Source organism: Nonomuraea sp. NPDC050478 (assembly GCF_044458265.1).
In the GTDB taxonomy this organism is placed as follows: domain Bacteria; phylum Actinomycetota; class Actinomycetes; order Streptosporangiales; family Streptosporangiaceae; genus Nonomuraea; species Nonomuraea ferruginea.
Map to the genome: position 1 here is coordinate 776975 of NZ_JBITHT010000005.1, position 17558 is coordinate 794532.

18 protein-coding genes are annotated in these 17558 nt (G+C 70.9%); 10 read left to right on the forward strand and 8 right to left on the reverse strand.

Annotated elements, in window-relative coordinates; all coding sequences use genetic code 11:
- Window positions 1-58 precede the first annotated feature (58 nt).
- Together ACIBF7_RS28440 and ACIBF7_RS28445 are read left to right on the forward strand one after the other, a co-directional pair.
- Window positions 59-1033, forward strand: a complete 975-nt coding sequence (locus ACIBF7_RS28440) for an NAD(P)/FAD-dependent oxidoreductase (protein ID WP_271278660.1) — start codon at window positions 59-61, stop codon at window positions 1031-1033.
- Window positions 1034-1050: 17 nt separating this feature from the next.
- Window positions 1051-1686: a bifunctional 2-polyprenyl-6-hydroxyphenol methylase/3-demethylubiquinol 3-O-methyltransferase UbiG gene (locus tag ACIBF7_RS28445; protein ID WP_271278645.1), complete on the forward strand. Its 636-nt coding sequence runs from the start codon at window positions 1051-1053 to the stop codon at window positions 1684-1686.
- On the opposite strand, the gene ACIBF7_RS28450 is transcribed toward ACIBF7_RS28445, so the two are convergent.
- Entirely contained in the window at window positions 1656-2228 is a 573-nt protein-coding gene (locus ACIBF7_RS28450; RefSeq protein WP_271278644.1) for a dihydrofolate reductase family protein, read from the reverse strand. The two genes, ACIBF7_RS28445 and ACIBF7_RS28450, sit on opposite strands and share 31 nt — an antisense overlap.
- A gap of 52 nt (window positions 2229-2280) precedes the next feature.
- On the reverse strand, window positions 2281-3675 hold the full coding sequence (locus tag ACIBF7_RS28455) for an NAD(P)H-quinone dehydrogenase (protein ID WP_148036954.1): 1395 nt from the start codon (window positions 3673-3675) through the stop codon (window positions 2281-2283).
- 71 nt (window positions 3676-3746) lie between these two features.
- Here ACIBF7_RS28455 and ACIBF7_RS28460 point away from each other — a divergent pair, with 71 nt between their 5' ends.
- The 8 genes from ACIBF7_RS28460 to ACIBF7_RS28495 all read left to right on the forward strand — a co-directional run bounded on the left by ACIBF7_RS28460 (window position 3747) and on the right by ACIBF7_RS28495 (window position 12574).
- Window positions 3747-4199, forward strand: coding sequence for a gamma-glutamylcyclotransferase (locus ACIBF7_RS28460; RefSeq protein WP_148036953.1), 453 nt, complete (start codon window positions 3747-3749; stop codon window positions 4197-4199).
- An 82-nt stretch (window positions 4200-4281) separates the two neighbouring features.
- Complete coding sequence (locus ACIBF7_RS28465) at window positions 4282-5586, forward strand: M20/M25/M40 family metallo-hydrolase (RefSeq protein WP_397198534.1); 1305 nt, start codon at window positions 4282-4284, stop codon at window positions 5584-5586.
- A 1-nt stretch (window position 5587) separates the two neighbouring features.
- Window positions 5588-6391, forward strand: a complete 804-nt coding sequence (locus tag ACIBF7_RS28470; RefSeq protein ID WP_397198535.1) for a purine-nucleoside phosphorylase — start codon at window positions 5588-5590, stop codon at window positions 6389-6391.
- Window positions 6388-8022 carry a phospho-sugar mutase gene (locus tag ACIBF7_RS28475; protein WP_397198536.1) on the forward strand — a complete coding sequence of 545 codons (1635 nt, stop codon included), beginning with the start codon at window positions 6388-6390 and terminating at the stop codon, window positions 8020-8022. Before ACIBF7_RS28470 ends, ACIBF7_RS28475 begins: the two co-directional genes overlap by 4 nt.
- A gap of 77 nt (window positions 8023-8099) precedes the next feature.
- Window positions 8100-9497 carry an ATP-binding protein gene (locus ACIBF7_RS28480; protein WP_397198537.1) on the forward strand — a complete coding sequence of 466 codons (1398 nt, stop codon included), beginning with the start codon at window positions 8100-8102 and terminating at the stop codon, window positions 9495-9497.
- Window positions 9498-9688: 191 nt separating this feature from the next.
- Entirely contained in the window at window positions 9689-10363 is a 675-nt protein-coding gene (locus tag ACIBF7_RS28485) for a TetR/AcrR family transcriptional regulator (RefSeq protein WP_397198538.1), read from the forward strand.
- On the forward strand, window positions 10356-11846 hold the full coding sequence (locus ACIBF7_RS28490) for an AMP-binding protein (RefSeq protein WP_397198539.1): 1491 nt from the start codon (window positions 10356-10358) through the stop codon (window positions 11844-11846). Before ACIBF7_RS28485 ends, ACIBF7_RS28490 begins: the two co-directional genes overlap by 8 nt.
- Entirely contained in the window at window positions 11843-12574 is a 732-nt protein-coding gene (locus ACIBF7_RS28495; protein WP_271278904.1) for an enoyl-CoA hydratase/isomerase family protein, read from the forward strand. The genes ACIBF7_RS28490 and ACIBF7_RS28495 overlap by 4 nt, the downstream gene beginning before the upstream one ends.
- 97 nt (window positions 12575-12671) lie before the next feature.
- Here the strand turns inward: ACIBF7_RS28495 and ACIBF7_RS28500 are convergent, their stop codons facing one another.
- The 6 genes from ACIBF7_RS28500 to ACIBF7_RS28525 form a co-directional block, all read right to left on the reverse strand.
- Window positions 12672-13142, reverse strand: coding sequence for a hypothetical protein (locus tag ACIBF7_RS28500; protein WP_187281632.1), 471 nt, complete (start codon window positions 13140-13142; stop codon window positions 12672-12674).
- Window positions 13093-13761, reverse strand: coding sequence for a DUF433 domain-containing protein (locus ACIBF7_RS28505; RefSeq protein WP_148036948.1), 669 nt, complete (start codon window positions 13759-13761; stop codon window positions 13093-13095). The genes ACIBF7_RS28500 and ACIBF7_RS28505 overlap by 50 nt, the downstream gene beginning before the upstream one ends.
- Before the next feature lie 220 nt (window positions 13762-13981).
- Window positions 13982-14827 (reverse strand): hypothetical protein, encoded by an 846-nt coding sequence (locus ACIBF7_RS28510; protein WP_397198540.1) that lies wholly within the window; start codon window positions 14825-14827, stop codon window positions 13982-13984.
- Between the two features lie 141 nt (window positions 14828-14968).
- On the reverse strand, window positions 14969-15475 hold the full coding sequence (locus ACIBF7_RS28515; RefSeq protein WP_397198541.1) for a hypothetical protein: 507 nt from the start codon (window positions 15473-15475) through the stop codon (window positions 14969-14971).
- 396 nt (window positions 15476-15871) lie between these two features.
- Complete coding sequence (locus tag ACIBF7_RS28520) at window positions 15872-16483, reverse strand: hypothetical protein (RefSeq protein ID WP_397198542.1); 612 nt, start codon at window positions 16481-16483, stop codon at window positions 15872-15874.
- Window positions 16480-17553: an adenosine deaminase gene (locus ACIBF7_RS28525; protein ID WP_148036944.1), complete on the reverse strand. Its 1074-nt coding sequence runs from the start codon at window positions 17551-17553 to the stop codon at window positions 16480-16482. The genes ACIBF7_RS28520 and ACIBF7_RS28525 overlap by 4 nt, the downstream gene beginning before the upstream one ends.
- Window positions 17554-17558 lie beyond the last annotated feature (5 nt).

Here is a 17558-nt window from a genome sequence, read left to right on the forward strand (position 1 = left end):
CAAAGGCATTTGCCATGACGGCGTGACCGCCCGCATAGTGTGCGCGGAGGTGGTCACGATGACCGAGCAGCTGAACGACAGCTATGACGTGGTGGTGGTCGGCGGCGGCGCCGCGGGGCTCAACGGGGCGCTGATGCTGGCGCGGGCCCGGCGGACGGTGCTGGTGGTCGACGCGGGCAGCCCGCGCAACGCCCCGGCCGAAGGCGTGCACGGGCTGCTGGCCCGGGACGGCATGCCGCCGGGTGAGCTGCTGGAGCGCGGCCGGGCGGAGGTACGCCACTACGGCGGCCAGGTGGTGACCGGCGAGGTCGAGGCCGCGGTCCGCGACGACGACGGGTTCGGGGTGACGCTGACCGACGGCCGGACGGTCCGGGCGCGCCGCCTGCTGGTCACCACCGGGCTGGTGGACGAACTGCCCGACGTGGCGGGGCTGCGGGCCAGATGGGGCCGGGATGTCGTGCACTGCCCGTACTGCCACGGCTGGGAGGTCCGCGACCGGGCCATCGGCGTGCTGGCGAGCGGGCCGATGTCCGTGCACCAGGCGCTGCTGTTCCGGCAGTGGAGCGACGACGTCACGTACTTCGCGCACACCATGCCCGCCCCCACAGGCGAGGACGCGGAGCGCCTGGCCGCGCGCGGCATCAGGGTGGTGGAGGGCGAGGTCGCGTCCCTGGAGGTCGTCGAGGACCGCCTGGTGGGAGTACGGCTGAGCGACCGCACCCTGGTGAGCCGTGAGGTCCTGGCGGTGGCGTCCCGCATGGAGGCGCGGGCTGGTTTCCTGGCCACGCTCGGGCTGCGGCCCGTCGAGCACCCGGGCGGCGCCGGTGAACACATCCCCGCCGACGCGACCGGCCGCACCGAGGTGCCGGGGGTCTGGGTCGCGGGCAACGTCACCGACCTGGTCGCCCAGGTCGGCACCGCGGCGGCGGCGGGCGCCGGCGCGGCGGCCCAGATCAACGCCGACCTCGTCGCCGAGGAGACCCGCGAGGCGGTGGCCGCCCACCGCGAGCTGACCTCGGCCGGATCCCGCTGACACCGAAAGGAACGACTGTGTCCGAAACCTTCGACAAGGCGTACTGGGACGAGCACTACGACGCTCACGCCCCGGCCGGGGCCGGTCGGCCCAACCCCTACCTGCTGGCGGCGGCCCGGGACCTCACGCCCGGCACGGCCCTGGACGCGGGCTGCGGCGAGGGAGCCGAGGCCATCTGGCTCGCCGCGCACGGCTGGCAGGTGACGGCGGTGGACATCGCCGACACCGCCCTGCACCGGGCGCGCGAGCACGCCGCGGCCGCCGGCGTCACGACCGGGATCGACTGGATCCAGGCCGACCTGACCACGTGGACGCCCGCCGAAGAGCGCTTCGACCTCGTCTGCTCCCACTACGTGCACCCGGCGGCGGCACCCGGCGACCTGTTCCGGCGGCTGGCGGCAGCGGTCGCGCCCGGCGGCACGCTGCTCCTCGTCGGCCACCACCCGTCGGACCACCACACCGCCACCACCCCGGAGGCCCACGTCGAGATCGGAGAGCTCGCCGCCGTCCTCGACCCCGGCCGATGGGACATCGCCGTCGCCGGGGACCGGTCCCGCGTCATGTCCCACGGCGGCCGCGAGATCCCTCTCCACGACACCGTCCTCCAGGCCCGCAGGCGCGGTCAGGCGGCGGGCGTGCGCCTCGGACGGTAGTGCAGGGAGACGATGCCCGAGTCGTAGGGCCTGGCCTCGGTCAGTTCCAGGTCCAGCCGGTTCAGGTCGCCGGGGAAGAGCTTGCGGCCCTCGCCGACGGCGACGGGGATCACGCGGAGCTGGAGCTCGTCGAGCAGGCCGGCGCGGATCAGCGAGCGGGCGAGAGACAGGCTGCCCCAGAGCATCATGTCCCCGCCCGGCTGCCGCTTGAGCGCGGCGACCTCCTCGGCCGCGTCGCCGCGCACCACCCGCGCCGCCTCCCAGTCACCCCACGGCGCCTCGTCCAGGGTGGCGGAGAAGACCACCTTGGGCAGGGTGTTCACCGTCTTGGCGACCGTCTCGTCAGCGGTGGGCCAGTATTGGACGAACATCCGGTACGTCTCCGCCCCCAGCAGGACGGTGTCCACGTCCGCCAGGATCCGGAGGTTGTCCTGGTCCACCTGGCTGTAGTCGGTCACGGACTCGAAGAAGCCGAGGTCCCCGTCGGGCCCGGCCACGTAGCCGTCGACCGAGACGAGCTCTTGGATGATGAGTTTGCGCACGTTTGATCAGACCACACCAGCCGACCGAAATCATCGGCCGGGCGGAGGAGAGTCAGATGTCGAGGGAGGTCTCGGGCTGCATGAGGCGGCGGGCGGCCTCGGTGATGGAGCCGGACAGCGACGGGTAGACCGCGAACGTGTGGGCGAGCTGGTCGACGGTGAGCCGCTGCTGCACCGCCACCGACACCGCCAGGATCAGCTCCGACGCCCGCGGCGCCACCACCACGCCGCCGAGCACGATCTGCGTGTTGGGGCGGCAGAACAACTTGACGAAGCCGTCGTTGAAGCCCTGCATCTTGGCCCGCGCGTTGGTGGCCAGCGGCAGCTTGACCACCTTGGCCTCGATCTCGCCCGCCTCGATGGCCCGCTGCGCCACGCCGACGGCGGCGATCTCCGGATCGGTGAAGATGTTGGACGCGACGGTGGCCAGCCGCAGCGGCTGCACGGCCTCGCCGAGCGCGTGCCAGACGGCGATGCGGCCCTGCATGGCGGCGACGGACGCGAGCATGAGCACGCCGGTGCAGTCTCCGGCCGCGTAGACGCCGGGCGCGGACGTGCGCGAGACCTTGTCGACCTTGATGAACCCGTGGTCGTCGAGCTGGACCCCGGCCTCCTCCAGGCCGATGCCGGAGGTGTTGGGGATCATGCCGACCGTCATCAGCGCGTGGGAGCCCTCGGCGGTGCGGCCGTCCTCGAGGGTCACGACCACGCCGTCGGCGGTGCGTTTGACGGAGGCGGCGCGGCTGCGGCCCATGACGTTCATGCCGCGGCGGCGGTAGACCTCTTCGAGCACCTCGGCGCCGTCGGCGTCCTCGTTGGGCATCATGCGGTCGCGGCTGGAGACCAGCGTGACCTCGGCGCCCAGCGAGCGGTAGGCGCCGGCGAACTCGGCGCCGGTGACGCCGGAGCCGATCACGATGAGGTGCTCGGGCAGCTTGTCGAGGTCGTAGAGCTGCCGCCAGGTGAGGATGCGCTCGCCGTCGGGCTCGGCGCCGGGCAGGATGCGGGGGGTGGCGCCGGTGGCCACCAGCACCACGTCGGCCCGGATCGTGCGGTCGCCGGCCTTGACCACCTGCGGGTCGACCAGCCGGCCCTGCCCCTTGATGATCTCCACGCCCTCGGCCTCGACCCGGGCCCCGATGTCGGCGGACTGGGCCTGGGCCAGCTCCTTGACCCGCTTGTTGACGAGGGGCAGGTCGACATGCGCCACGCCGACCTCGCCGTCGAGCCCGCCGTCGAAGCCGACGCCCAGCGACGGCGCGTCGAGCAGCGCCTGCTTGCGGACCGAGGTGGTGATCAGCGTCTTGGACGGCACGCAGTCGGTCAGCACGCACGCCCCGCCGGGACCGTCGCGCTCGATCATCGTGGTCTGCGCGCCTAGCTGGGCGGCCACCAGCGCCGCCTCGTAGCCGCCGGGTCCGCCACCGATGATCACGATCCTCGTCACGTACCTATTGTCCCGCATCCTCTGAGCTGCTGACGAACGGGGAGGCCACGGCCACGCTACTCTTGCATGCTGTGCCTGTTTACGCCGCCTACGGCAGCAACATGGACCCGGAGCAGATGGCCATGCGGGCCCCTCACTCTCCCGTGCGGGGCGTGGGCTGGCTGCCCGGCTGGCGCCTGACCTTCGGCGGGGAGACCCTGGGCTGGGAGGGCGCGCTCGCCACCATCGTGGAAGACCCGACGGATCACGTCTTCGTCGCCCTCTACGACGTGCCGGAGTTCGACGAGCAGTCCCTCGACCAGTGGGAGGGCGCGGCCCGCGGCCTCTACCACAAGGTCCGCCTGCGGGTGCAGACGCTCGACGGCGAGGTGGTGGCCTGGTTCTACGTCCTCGACGGCTACGAGGGCGGCCTGCCCTCGGCCCGCTATCTCGGCATCCTGGCCGACGCCGCCGAGCGCGCGGGAGCCCCCGACGACTACGTCAAGGAGCTGCGCGGACGCCCCTGCAAGTCACTCGGCGACTGACCCGGCGCATACCCCGACCCGCCCGGGTAGTGCAGACTCTCATCCAGGTCGTACCGGCCCGTTCAACCCTGGAGAAGAGATCATGACCCCTGCCGAACTCGAAGTCGCCGACCTGTGCGTGGAGCTGATCCGGGTCGACAGCAGCAACTACGGCGACGGCAGCGGCCCGGGCGAGCGGGCCGCCGCCGAGGTCGTCATGGCCAGGCTCGCGGAGGTCGGCATCGAGGCCACCTACCTGGAGAGCGCGCCCGGCAGGGGCAACGTGATCACCCGCGTCGAGGGCACGGACCCGTCGCTGCCCGCCCTGCTCGTGCACGGCCACCTGGACGTGGTCCCGGCCAACGCCGCCGACTGGACGGTCGACCCGTTCTCCGGCGAGGTGCGCGACGGCTACATCTGGGGCCGCGGCGCGGTCGACATGAAGGACATGGACGCCATGATGCTGGCCGTGCTGCGCCAGCTCACCCGCGACGGCCGCAGGCCCCGCCGCGACCTGGTGTTCGCCTGGCTGGCCGACGAGGAGGCCGGCGGCACCTTCGGCGCCAAGTACCTCACCAAGCACCACCCCGGCCTGTTCGAGGGCGTGACGGAGGCGATCAGCGAGGTCGGCGGCTACTCGCTGGAGGTCGACCCGTCGCTGCGGCTCTACCTCATCGAGACGGCCCAGAAGGGGCTGGCCTGGATGAAGCTGGTGGCCGACGGCACCGCCGGCCACGGCTCCATGCTCAACTCCGACAACGCCGTCACCGAGGTCGCCAAGGCGGTGGCCAGGATCGGCTCGCACGACTGGCCGCTCGCCTACACCCCGACCGTGCGCCGCTTCCTCGCCGAGATCGCCGACGCGTACGCGCTGCCGTTCGACGAGGACGACCCGTCGGTGCTGCTCGACCGGCTCGGCCCGCTGGTGCGGTTCGTCGGCGCCACGCTCCGCCACACCGCCAACCCGACCCAGCTCGACGCCGGCTACAAGTCCAACGTCATCCCCGGCCAGGCCAGCGCCGTCATCGACGGCCGTTTCCTGCCGGGCTTCGAGGACGACTTCTTCAAGACGATCGACTCGCTGATCGGGCCGAAGGTGCGCCGCGAGTTCGTGCACCACGACATCGCGCTGGAGACGACGTTCGACGGCGCCCTGGTCGAGTCGATGATCGCGGCGCTGAAGGCCGAGGACCCCGCCGCGCGCGCGATCCCGTACTGCATGTCGGGCGGCACCGACAACAAGACGTTCTTCGCCGACCTCGACATCCGCGGGTTCGGGTTCGTGCCGCTGCGGCTGCCGGCCGGCATGGACTTCGCCTCGATGTTCCACGGCGTCGACGAGCGGGTGCCGGTCGACGCCCTCCAGTTCGGCGTGCGGGTGCTGGAGCGCCTCCTCCTAGACTACTGACGTGAGCACCGACCCCTATTCCCTCGCCGGCGAGGCGGCCGCCGCTCTGAAGGCGGCCGCCGGTCTCGACACCTTCGACGTGGCCCTCGTGATGGGGTCGGGCTGGGTCCCGGCCGCCGACGCGATCGGGCAGGTGGTGGCCGAGGTCCCGTTCACCGACCTGCCCGGGTTCGCCGCCCCCGCCGTGGCGGGCCACGGCGGCCGCATCCGCGTCGTCCGCACCGACGCCGGCCGCCACGCGCTGATCTTCCTCGGGCGCAGTCACCTGTACGAGGGGCGCGGCGTCGACTCGGTGGTCCACGGCGTCCGCACCGCCGCGGCCGCCGGGATCCGCACGATCGTGCTGACCAACGCGGCCGGCGGGCTGCGGCCCGAGACGCAGCAGGTCGGCGACCCGGTGCTGATCAGCGACCACATCAACCTGACCGGTGCCAACCCGATCACCGGCACCACCTTCCTCGACCTGACCGAGGTCTACTCCAAGCGGCTGCGCGACCTCGTACGGGAGATCGACCCGAGCCTGTCCGAGGGCGTCTACGTCGCCTTCCGCGGCCCCACCTACGAGACGCCCGCCGAGATCCGGATGCTGCGCACGCTCGGCGGCGACCTGATCGGCATGTCCACCGTGCTGGAGGCCATCGCGGCCCGCGAGTCCGGGCTGGACGTGCTGGGCGTGTCGCTGGTCACCAACCCGGGCGCGGGCCTGGCGGGCGACCCGCTCGACCACGAGGAGGTGCTCCAGGTCGGGCGCGCCACCGCCGCCCGCATGGGGGTGCTGCTCGCGAAGGTGGTCGACCGGCTTTGACCTCTGTCGTGAGCATCGAGGAGCGCGCCCGCGCCTGGCTGGCGCAGGACCCCGACCCCGACACCCGCGCCGAGCTGGCCGCGATGCTGGAGCGCGGCGACGCCGAGGGGCTGCGCGACCGGTTCGGGGCCAAGCTGGAGTTCGGGACCGCCGGGCTCCGCGGTGAGCTGGGCGCCGGGCCCAACCGGATGAACCGCGTCACCGTCATGCGCGCCGCGGCCGGGCTGGCCCGGGTGCTCGGCCCCGGCCGGCACGTGGTGATCGGTTACGACGCCCGCCACAAGTCCGACGTGTTCGCCCGTGACACGGCCGCCGTGCTGGAGGGCGCCGGGCTGCGCGCCTCCGTGCTGCCGCGCCCGCTGCCGACCCCGGTGCTCGCCTTCGCGGTCCGCCGTCTGGGCGCCGACGCGGGCGTGACGGTCACGGCCAGCCACAACCCGCCCCGCGACAACGGCTACAAGGTCTACTGGGGCGACGGCTCGCAGATCGTGCCGCCGATCGACGCCGAGATCTCGGCCGCGATCGACGCCGTGGAGTCCGTCTCCGAGCTGCCGCTCGGCGGCCCGGGGACCCTTCTGGACGATTCCATCGTCGACGCCTACATCGAGGCCGTCACCGCGCTGCCGCTGGGCGACGCCCGTGACCTGCGGGTCGCCTACACGCCGCTGCACGGCGTCGGCGCGGCCACGCTCGCGCGAGCCTTCGAGGCCGCCGGGTTCGAGCCTCCGCTGCCCGTGGAGGAGCAGCGCGAGCCCGACCCCGACTTCCCGACCGTGGCCTTCCCCAACCCGGAGGAGCCGGGCGCGATGGACCTCGCCGTCGCCCTGGCCGCCAAGACCGGCGCCGACCTGGTGCTGGCCAACGACCCCGACGCCGACCGGTGCGCGGTGGGCGTCCCGCTGCCCGGCGGCGGCTGCCGCATGCTCACCGGCGACGAGGTGGGCGGCCTGCTCGCCGAGCACGTCATCACCCACACCTCGGGCGAGCGCATGGTGGCCACCACGATCGTGTCCTCGACACTGCTCGGCAAGATCGCCGGCGCCCACGGCGTCGGTTACGGCGAGACCCTGACCGGCTTCAAGTGGATCATCAAGGCCGGCCCCGGCCTGGTCTTCGGCTACGAGGAAGCCATCGGCTACAGCGTCGGCGGCGCCGCGGGGCTGCCGGTGCACGACAAGGACGGCATCGGCGCCGCCCTCACCGTGGCGGCCATCGCCGCCGGCGCCAAGCGCGCCGGCCGCACGCTGCTGGACCTCCTCGACGACCAGGCCCGCCGCTACGGCCTGCACGCCACGGCCCAGTTGTCCTTCCGGGTGAGCGACCTGGCCCTCATCACGGAGGCCATGACCCGCCTCCGCGCCACCCCGCCGTCCCGGCTCGGCGGCCGTGAGGTGACCCGGATCGACGACCTGAGCCGCGGCGACGGCGGCCTCCCCCCGACGGACGGCCTGCGCTTCCTGCTGTCGGGCGACGCCCGCGTGGTGGTCCGGCCCTCCGGCACCGAGCCCAAGCTCAAGTGCTACCTGGAGGTGGTCGTCCCGGTCACGGACGAGGTCACGCCCGCCCGCGCCCGCGCCTCCCAGGACCTGGACACCCTGAAAGCCGACCTGACCACCGTCCTGCGGCTCTGACGGGCATCTAGGATAGGACCAAATTTGGACCATCCACTTTTGGTGGGTCCAAATTTGGTTCTACCAGGAGGTGCAGCGTGTTCATCGGGCGTAGCCGCGAGCTGGCGGCGCTAGGGCGTTTCTTCACCAGGGTGGGCACCGGTGATCGGCCGGGGCGCGCCGTCCTCATGCGGGGTCGCCGCCGGGTCGGCAAGTCGCGGCTGGCGGAGGAGTTCATCCATCGGTCCGGTGTGCCGTCCGTCTTCTACACCGCGGCCACGGAGCCGATCAGCGAGCAGCTCGCGAGCTTCAGTGCCTCCGTCGCCACATCCGACTTGCCGGGGGCGGCGCTCTTCGGCGAGATGGTCCCTACGTCCTGGGACAGCGCGCTGAGACTCCTGGCGCAGGCGGTGCCCCAGGACTCGCCAAGCATCGTCGTCATCGACGAGCTGCCGTACATGATGGCTCAGGACCCGCATCTGGAGGGCAGACTGCAGCGGCTCTTCGACCGCGAGTTCTCCCGGCGGCCGATGCTGCTCATCCTGATCGGCTCCGATCTTTCTGTCATGGAGGCGATCAACCAGTACGACCGCCCCTTCTACATGAGGGCGTCGGACATGGTGATCCATCCGTTGACTCCGGCGGACGTGGCCGAGCGGCTTCGACTGCCGCCGGCCGAGGCCATCGACGCCTATCTCGTGACCGGCGGACTGCCGATGATCCTCGACGAGTGGCCCACGGGTGCCTCTCTCTGGGAGTACCTCGGCGGCGCCATCCCCGACCCCATGTCGGCGCTCACGGTGAGCGGCGTGCGCGCCATGGCAGCGGAGTTCCCGCCTGAAGCGCAGGCCACGATGCTGCTCAAGGCCGTCGGGCCGGGGCAGCGCACGTTCTCGTCCGTCCTGCGGGCCACAGGCGGCATGCCGGCTACTTCAGCGAAGCGCGGCATGCAGATCCTGCTGGACAAGCGCATGGTGACTGCCGAGCTGCCCCTGTCCACGAAGCCCTCCAGAGAGACCCGCTACCACATCGCGGACACTCACCTCCGGTTCTGGCTGTCCTTCGTCGAGCCCGGACTGACGGAGATCGACCGGGGCCGCGGCGACCTGGCCCTGAAGCGCATCGAACGCTCATGGACCGCCTGGCGGGGGATGGCCGTGGAGCCCGTCGTCCGGGAGTCGCTGCGGCGCATGGACGGCCTGCCCGAGGAGACGGGCGCCGTGGGCGGTTACTGGACGCGGACCAATGATCCGGAGATCGATCTGGTCGGCGCCGACCGGGAGCCGGTGGCCAAGCGGGTCACCCTGCTGGGGTCGATCAAGTGGCTGGAGAACCGGCCGTTCGACCACCACGACCTGACTGAACTGATCGTGCACCGGTCGAAGATGCCCGGCGCCGACGCCGGCACACCGCTGTACGCGGTCTCCCGGGCGGGGTGCACCGTGGACGGGGTCCGGCACGTCACACCGGAAGAGCTCATCGAGGCGTGGCGCTGAGCCTGGACTTTGGTCTCATCCGTGAGACCGAACTCGGCGCGAGGTCTCACGGATTCACTTCGTGAGACCAAACTTTTCGTTGGTCTCATCCGTGAGACCAAACCGCAGCACCCGCGCTGCCACTCTAGGCAATACGGCTTTTGTCCTTTATCGTGCGGAATATCGGATCAACCGAACGTTCGGTAGGCGACATGACCCCCCTCTCCACCTACCTCACCGACCGCCACGCCGACCCCGGCCTGCGCATCAGGACGGCGGCGGTGCTGCTGTTCGCCCGCCAGGGGTACGCGGCCACGACCATCCGCGACCTCGCCCGTACCGTCGGCATGACGAACGCCGGCATCTACCACCACGTCACCAGCAAGGAAGCCCTCCTCGCCGACCTGCTCATATCCGGGCACCGCGGGCTCATCGAGGCCGCGGAGCAGGTGCTCGACGGGGTGAAGGACGCCGCCGAGCGCTTGGCCCTGCTGATCAGCTCGCTCACCGCCATCCACGCGCTGAACCCGATGACCACCCGCGTCATGGACGGCGAGTTGCGCGCCCTCACCCCCGGCTCCGCAGCCCTGGCCGAGGTCATCGCGCTGCGCGACGCGTACGAGGATCTCTGGCGGCGGGCGGTGGCCGACGGGGTCGGCGAGGGCGTCTTCCACGTCGCCGACCAGAAGCTGACCCGGCTCGCGCTCATGACCATGTGCACCGGCACCAGCGAGTGGTACCGCCCGGACGGCGACTCGACGCTGGAGCAGGTGTGCGCGGAGTTCGTGGCCATCGGGCTGGCGGCCGTCCGCGCCCCGGCCCGCCCGCTGCCGATCGCCGACTTCTCCCTGTTGCCCGAACTGCCCTGGGAGCCGCCCCGTGACTGAACCGTACCGAACGATCCCCGAGCTGGTCCGCCACGCCGCGCAGCGGTACGGCGGGCGCGAGTTCCTGCGTTTCCCCGAGGCGTCTCTGAGCTTCGCCGAGGCGGACGCCGAGTCCGACCGGCTGGCCGGGGCGCTGGCCGCGAAGGGCGTCCGCCCGGGCGACCGGGTGGCGATCATGATGGAGAACGTCCCCGGCTGGCCGCTCAGCTGGCTGGCCGTGCTCAAGGCGGGGGCGATCACCGTGCCGGTCAACGTCCGCTACCGGGCCGCCGACCTGGAGCACGTGCTGCGCGACTCGGGCGCGGTGGTGACGCTGACGACGCCGGAGCACGTCCCGCACATCCCCGGTCCCGCGTACACGCTGGACGCGCTGGCCGGCCCGGCCGTCCCGCCCGACATCTCGCCGGGCGCGGACGATATCGCGAATTTTCAGTACACCTCGGGGACCACCGGCTTCCCCAAGGCCTGCCTGCTCACCCACGACTACTGGATCCGCTGCGCCCGGATCGTCGCCGACCACGTACGGCTCCGCGACGACGACGTCATGATCATCGCGCAGGCGTACTCCTACATGGACCCGCAGTGGACCACGCTGATGTGCCTGATCGGCGGCATCCCGCACGTGGTGCTCCCCCGCTTCTCCGCCTCCGGCTTCTGGCCCGCCGTCCGCGAGCACGGCGCGACGCTCACGTACGTGCTCGGCACGATGCCGCTGCTCCTGCACAAGCAGCCGCCGCACCCGCTCGACCGGGAGAACCGCATGCGCCTGGTCCTGTGCTCCGGCATCGCCCCAAACCTGCACCGCACGTTCGAGGAACGGTGGGGCGCGCCCTGGCGGGAGCTGTACGGGTCCACCGAGAGCGGCCCCGACCTGCTCGCCGCCGTGGACGCCGCCGACACGGTGGGCACCGGCGCCATGGGCCTGCCCCCGGACGGCAAGGAGGTCAAGATCGACGAGAGTACGGGCGAGATCCTGGTCCGCGGCACGCCGATGATGAAGGGCTACTGGAACCACCCGGAGGCCACCGCCGAGGCCCTCCGCGGCGGCTGGTACCACACCGGCGACCTGGGCTTCCAGGACGAGCACGGCTACATCCACCACTCCGGCCGGCTGAAGGACATGGTGCGCAGGGGCGGCGAGAACATCTCCTGCGCCGAGGTCGAACGCGTGCTCGGCGAGCACCCCGCCGTCCTGAACACCGCCGTCGTGCCCGTGCCCGACGACCTGTGGGGCGAGCTGCCCAAGGCGTTCGTCCAGCTCAGGCCGGACCATCCGGCCTCCAGGGAGACGGCCGTGAGCCTGGCCGAACACGCGCGGGAACGCCTGGCCCGCTTCAAGGTCCCCGCTTTTGTGGAGTTCGTGGACGGCTTCCGGCTCACCCCGTCCGCCCGCGTCGAGAAGCGCCACCTGCTCCGCCCCGACCAGCGTGCCGGAGCGTTCGCCGTCGAAGCCGTCGAAGCCGTCGAAGAGGAGAGATCATGATTGACATCACGGTCCGCGACGAGGTCGCCGTCATCACCCTGAACCGTCCCGAGAAGCTCAACGCCCTCACCGAAGGCATGCGCCGGGACCTCGCGGCGGCCGTACGCGCCCACGGCGACGGCTCGGCCCGGGGCATCGTGGTGACGGGCACCGGGCGGGCGTTCTCGTCCGGCGAGGACATCAACCAGGCCGTCGACCGGTCGCTGCTCGACGAGGTCGAACTGTTCCACGACCTGACCAGGGCCGTCCTGGAGGCCCGGGTGCCCGTGGTGGCCGCGGTCAACGGCCTGTCCGTGGGCGGCGCCGCCGAGTGGACGCTCTGCTTCGACGCCCGCGTCGGCACCCCCGGCGCCGAGTACTTCTGGCCGGAGAACCACATCGGCCTGTCGGTCTCCAACGCGTCGAGCCTGCTGCTGAGCCGCCTCGTCGGCGGCGGGCGGGCGCTCCGGCTGGTGCTGGACTCGTCCCGGATCAGCGCGGAGGAGGCACAGCGGCTCGGCATCCTCGATGAGATCGTCGCCCCCGACGCCCTCCTGGACACCGCCATCGGCCTCGTCCACCGCTGGACCCTCCCCGGCACGGCCACCGGAGTCCACCTCCGCCTCCTGCGCCCGTCCCTGGAGGAGGTGGAGCGCGCCTTCGCGGCGGAGACGGAGGCGGCCAAGGAGGTCGAAGGCTCCGGCATCGCCAAGGCCGGCATGGACCGCTTCGTCAACCGCGACCGCTGACCTCAACAGAACCACGTCCCCGCTGCACATGGCCCGTAAGAGGCTCTCTTGGCCGCCTCCCCGGGCCATCGTGCGCAACAGCATGGTTCGCCATGCCTCACGTGTCGCGGCTCCTACCTCGCTTCTTACGAGCTGCCGGCGCGGTGTACGGCTCCGCGCCGCGCGTGGTGAGTCGCCATACACCGGCCCCTCTCTGACTGGCAGCGCTGCACATCGACGGCAAACACGCTGCTATCAGCTCGACGCGCTCATCGATTTTCGACTCCGCCGGCATCAAGAAGACCGACACACCGGCCTTGAGATACGCCTCGTACTCGTGCGGACGCTCGAATATCCGGAAATCCGTCGCGAGCACAGTCCAGCCTCGCTGACCTACCTTCGGCAGCCAGTCATCATCATCGGCCCCCAGCGCCTGATCCCTCGACCCGTACAACTCCGCAGGACTGTGAACGCGATAGCCGAGTCCGGTGAGCAGCCTGCGGATGGTTCGGCTGACACTGTTCTCGTCGAGGTAGAACTCAGGCGGCGTGGCCCACGAAGATGCGGGCGGCGGTTCGGACGTCCTCAACGGTGACTCCGAGCTCATCGGCTATCACCTCGAAGTCCTCCCCGGCCCTGACCATCGCGGCGACATCCGACACTCGGGTACGAGACTCCTCGAAAATAGGTTGCCCGAAAGATCTCAGCGGATCGACGACGATCTTCGAAGGCGCCCAGTGCCGCAGACGGAGCATCGCAGGGTAGCCGTCTTCCGCTCGCACGATGTACTGCAGATAGTCGGTCACGATCTCGCGGATCACCCGCTGCCCCGTGGTGCCCTCGATCAGCCCTTCCCCTTCCGGCGAAGTCTTCGAAAAGTCCCAGAGAACGTCGATGCCGTCCGTGGCCAGCTCCGGGGCGACGAGAACGTACTGCCCGAACTCTCGCTGGAGCCGCTCCAGCGCAGGGCGGATCTTGCGTGGCTTCACTCCTGCGGCCCGCAGCGCATCCAGGACGTATGCCTCTGCCATGGCCACGAAGGGAACGGTGGCCATGCGATGCTCGATCGGCTGCGGAAGAACGTGCAGCAGGGGACGGCCTCTTTCGTAGCCGCGCGCCCAGTGGTTGAACGTCTGCTGGGGGATGCCGAGGAAGCGGGCGGCGTCGCTCTGGTTGAGCAGACCGGTCCGAGTCCTGATGTCGTCCATGCCGCGCACCTCCTCTTTTGCTCGCAGTCATCTTCTCTCACCGACTCGGTGGGCGCACAAGGGCCCGCCGGTTGAACTCGTTCAGGGCCGCAACATTAGCCGCACTTTCGAGGGCACCGATGGCGATTGTGGTTATCCAGTGCGCGCACGGCATCACTTTCCGTAGGGAACACGAAGGCACCGGCGCCCTCCTGGACACCGCCACAGCTCCTGAAACTGGCTATCGCACCGGCTTCAGCGCCGCCTGGAGATGCACGACGCCCTCGCCGTACTTGTCGTCCAGCCGTTGCTGCAGTTCCTCGTCGGCCACCCAGACGCCCACGACCACCTGCTCCTTCATGATGTCGACGGAGGTCGAGGTGAAGCGCTGACCAAGATCGTCGCCGATGAACTCCTGGATCTGCCGGAGCGTTTCCTCGCTGCGCTGGGCCTGGCTGACGCAGAGTGCGCCGCCCCAGCTCTCCCGGACCCACGCCTCCCGGCCGGTCAGGTCGCCCGTGAACTTCACGTTCAGCACCAGCTTGGCCGGGTCGTTGGCGTACTTCTCCGACCACTCCCGCTTACTGCCGTCGTAGCCGGGGATCGAGTCCAGATAGCTCTGGTCGAGCCACACCCCGCCCACGGCTTCCTCGTTATCCAGCCGCTGCTTAGTCACCTGGAGCGCTTCCCGGGTGGCCTTGGCGGGATCGGCCGGCCGCCAGCCACCCTCCGGGACGGGGCACGGGCTGTCCAGGCTGTGCTCCTCCGATGCGCGCTCGACCGCCGCCCCTGGTGGTTCGGTCAGGGTCAGCCGGGAGCCGTCCCAGGTGCCGACCACCCGATACCAGCCCCACTTCGTACCCCGGACGCTCTCGTGCCGCACCTTGGACCAGTCCCAGCCGACGATGTCCGGCCCGCCGCACTGGGGTGGCAGCGACGTGGCCATCTCAGCGCACAGCTGCGGCCCGTGCTCGGGGCTCTCCAGGACGGAGACGGCGTCGGCCGCGTACGTGACCGGATTGTCGGCCGCCACCCCCGTGCCGCAGGCGGCCAGCACGAAGAGGGCGGGAAAGGCGACGAAGCGCATGACCTTCAGACGCGCGAGTACGCCGCGAGGTTCGAACGGTACGGTTGTCGGCTAAATCGGTGGTGGCGCCAGGTCACCTGGCTCCCCGTCTGGGCTGTGCCGAAGATCGAGCGTCTCGCGAGGCGGCAAGCCACGTGGCCATCAGCGGGACTCAAGCGTCTCCCGGAGAATCCGCACGGCCTTCGGCCCGACCCCGTGCAGCGCGTTGAGTTCCGAGTCCGAAAGCCCGGCGACCTGGTCGAGCGTGGTGATGCCGACGTTCGCCAGCGCCCGGGTGGCCGGCCGCCCGATCGCCTTGGGCAGGTCACCGACCTCGCCCGCGCCGGCCTTGTCGGCAGTGGACGCACGGGCCGCGACCTCCGGCGGCGCGCACGCGAGCCAGGCACGCCGCACCCAGTAGTTGAGAGCCTGTCCGTTGATGTCTTTGACAGGCAGGCGCACGAAGTCACCCGTCCGCTCGGCCGTCGCGTGCTGGGACACCATGTCCTCAGCCTCGGCTCCCGGCAACCGAAGGCACACGCGGGCATCCGCATCCAGCAAGGCGAACTCCTTGCCGTCCACGGCGAACACCGGCGCGCCGTCGACAGCACTTTCGACCACGTCAGAGTTGGAAAGCGCAGCCTTGCGGAACTGGGAGACCGTTGTCACCCCTCCACCTTGGCACACCGGGCGCCGCGGAAAGCTGCCCGAAAGCCGGCTGCGCTGCTCACCCGCCAGGCCGTGTCTCCCGGGCTGTTGGCAGGTCGCAAAGACCTTCCGTGGTGGCAGCCGAGGGCTCCTGACGGGAGTTGACCCGGAGTTCGAATCAGCTGGGTTCCTGGCAATCGGGCAGGGACCGGGGTGCGCGAGGGGGCGGTAGCTCCCTCGCCCGGGGGTGCGGGGGCCTGCCCCCCCACAGCACAGCCCGAGCCGCGTCGCGCGAAGCGCGTCCGACCGCGAGGACGATGCCGTTGAACCCCGGGGCCCGCCCGCCACAGCACACCACGAGAAGGATGTCGTTGAACGCGGGAACCACCCACCACAACGCGCCCCCGGGAAAGGCACTCAGGGCACGAGCACGGCGGCGACGATCAACCCCACCGCCACGGCGAAAGCCACGATCGAGTCGTACGCCCAGGTCACGCGGACCTGGCCCACCTCGTCCTTGCGGAGTCTCGCCTGCTCGGCCCGGGAGGTGATCTGCTCCCCCACCCAGTCGGCGTGGGTCTTGCCCGCCATCGCCTCGGCCGCCGCCTGCTCGCCCTTGGTGAGCACGGGCTCGGTCTGGTAGCGGCCGTGACGGACGGGGGCGGCGCCGCGGCGCACGGCCTTGGCGCGTTCGCGGGCCGAGGTCATCGGGGTCCACAGGCGCAGCGTCTGCGAGCCGGAGTGGGAGACGTTGATCGAGTGGGACACGGTGACGTCCTCGACCGAGGCCCACGGCACGAACGTGGACCGCAGCGGGGTGCGGCCCACGAGGCCGGGCTCGGTGAGGACGGTGGCCGGGCGGATGGCGACGACGTAGACGACGGCGGTGAGCACGCCCAGCACGGCGAGCGCGACCATGGACGGCTTGCCGCTGTAGCGGAGGGTTAGGTCGATGACGTTGGCCGCGACGAACGCCACCCAGATCCAGCCGAAGACGAAGGCGGTCTTGGAACGGAAGACCTGTTTCACGGCTGCCACTTGAGTTGCGCGAATCCGGGCTTGATGACGCCGTTGATCAGCGCGAGGCGTTCGTCGAACGGCAGGAAGGCCGACTTCATCGCGTTGACCGTGAACCACTGCAGGTCGTCCCAGCCGTAGTCGAACGCCTCGATCAGCTTGGCGAACTCCTGCGACACGGTGGTGGAGCTCATCAGCCGGTTGTCGGTGTTGACCGTGACCCGGAAGTGGAGGCGGCGCAGCAGCCCGATCGGGTGGTCGGCGATGGACGCGGCGGCGCCGGTCTGCAGGTTGGAGGTGGGGCACATCTCCAGCGGGATGCGCTTGTCGCGCACGTACGCGGCCAGCCGGCCGAGCTTGGCGGTGCCGTCGCCGGAGACGGAGATGTCGTCGATGATGCGCACGCCGTGGCCGAGCCGGTCGGCGCCGCACCACTGGATGGCCTGCCAGATGGACGGCAGGCCGAACGCCTCGCCGGCGTGGATGGTGAAGTGGGCGTTCTCCCGCTGGAGGTACTCGAACGCGTCGAGGTGGCGGGTGGGAGGGTAGCCCGCCTCGGCGCCGGCGATGTCGAAGCCGACGACGCCGACGTCGCGGTAGCGTACGGACAGCTCGGCGATCTCCATCGAGCGGGCCTGGTGGCGCATGGCGGTCAGGAGCGTGCCGACGCGGATGCCGCGCCCTTCGGACCCCTGGCGGAAGCCCTCCAGGACGGCCTGCACCACCTCGTCGAGGCTCAGCCCGTTGGTGGTGTGCTGCTCGGGGGCGAAGCGCACCTCGGCGTAGACGACGCCGTCGGCGGCCAGGTCCTCGGCGCACTCGGCGGCGACGCGGGCGAGCGACTCGGGAGTCTGCATGACGCCGACGGTGTGCTGGAACGTCTCCAGGTAGCGCTCCAGCGAGCCGGAGTCGGACGCCTCCTCGAACCACTGGCGCAGGTTGTCCGGGTCGGTGGTGGGCAGCCGGTCGTAGCCGGTGTCGCGGGCCAGGTCCACGATGGTCTCGGCGCGGAGACCACCGTCGAGATGGTCGTGCAGCAACACCTTGGGCGCGCGCCGGATCTCGTCAATCGTGGGGCTCATCCGCC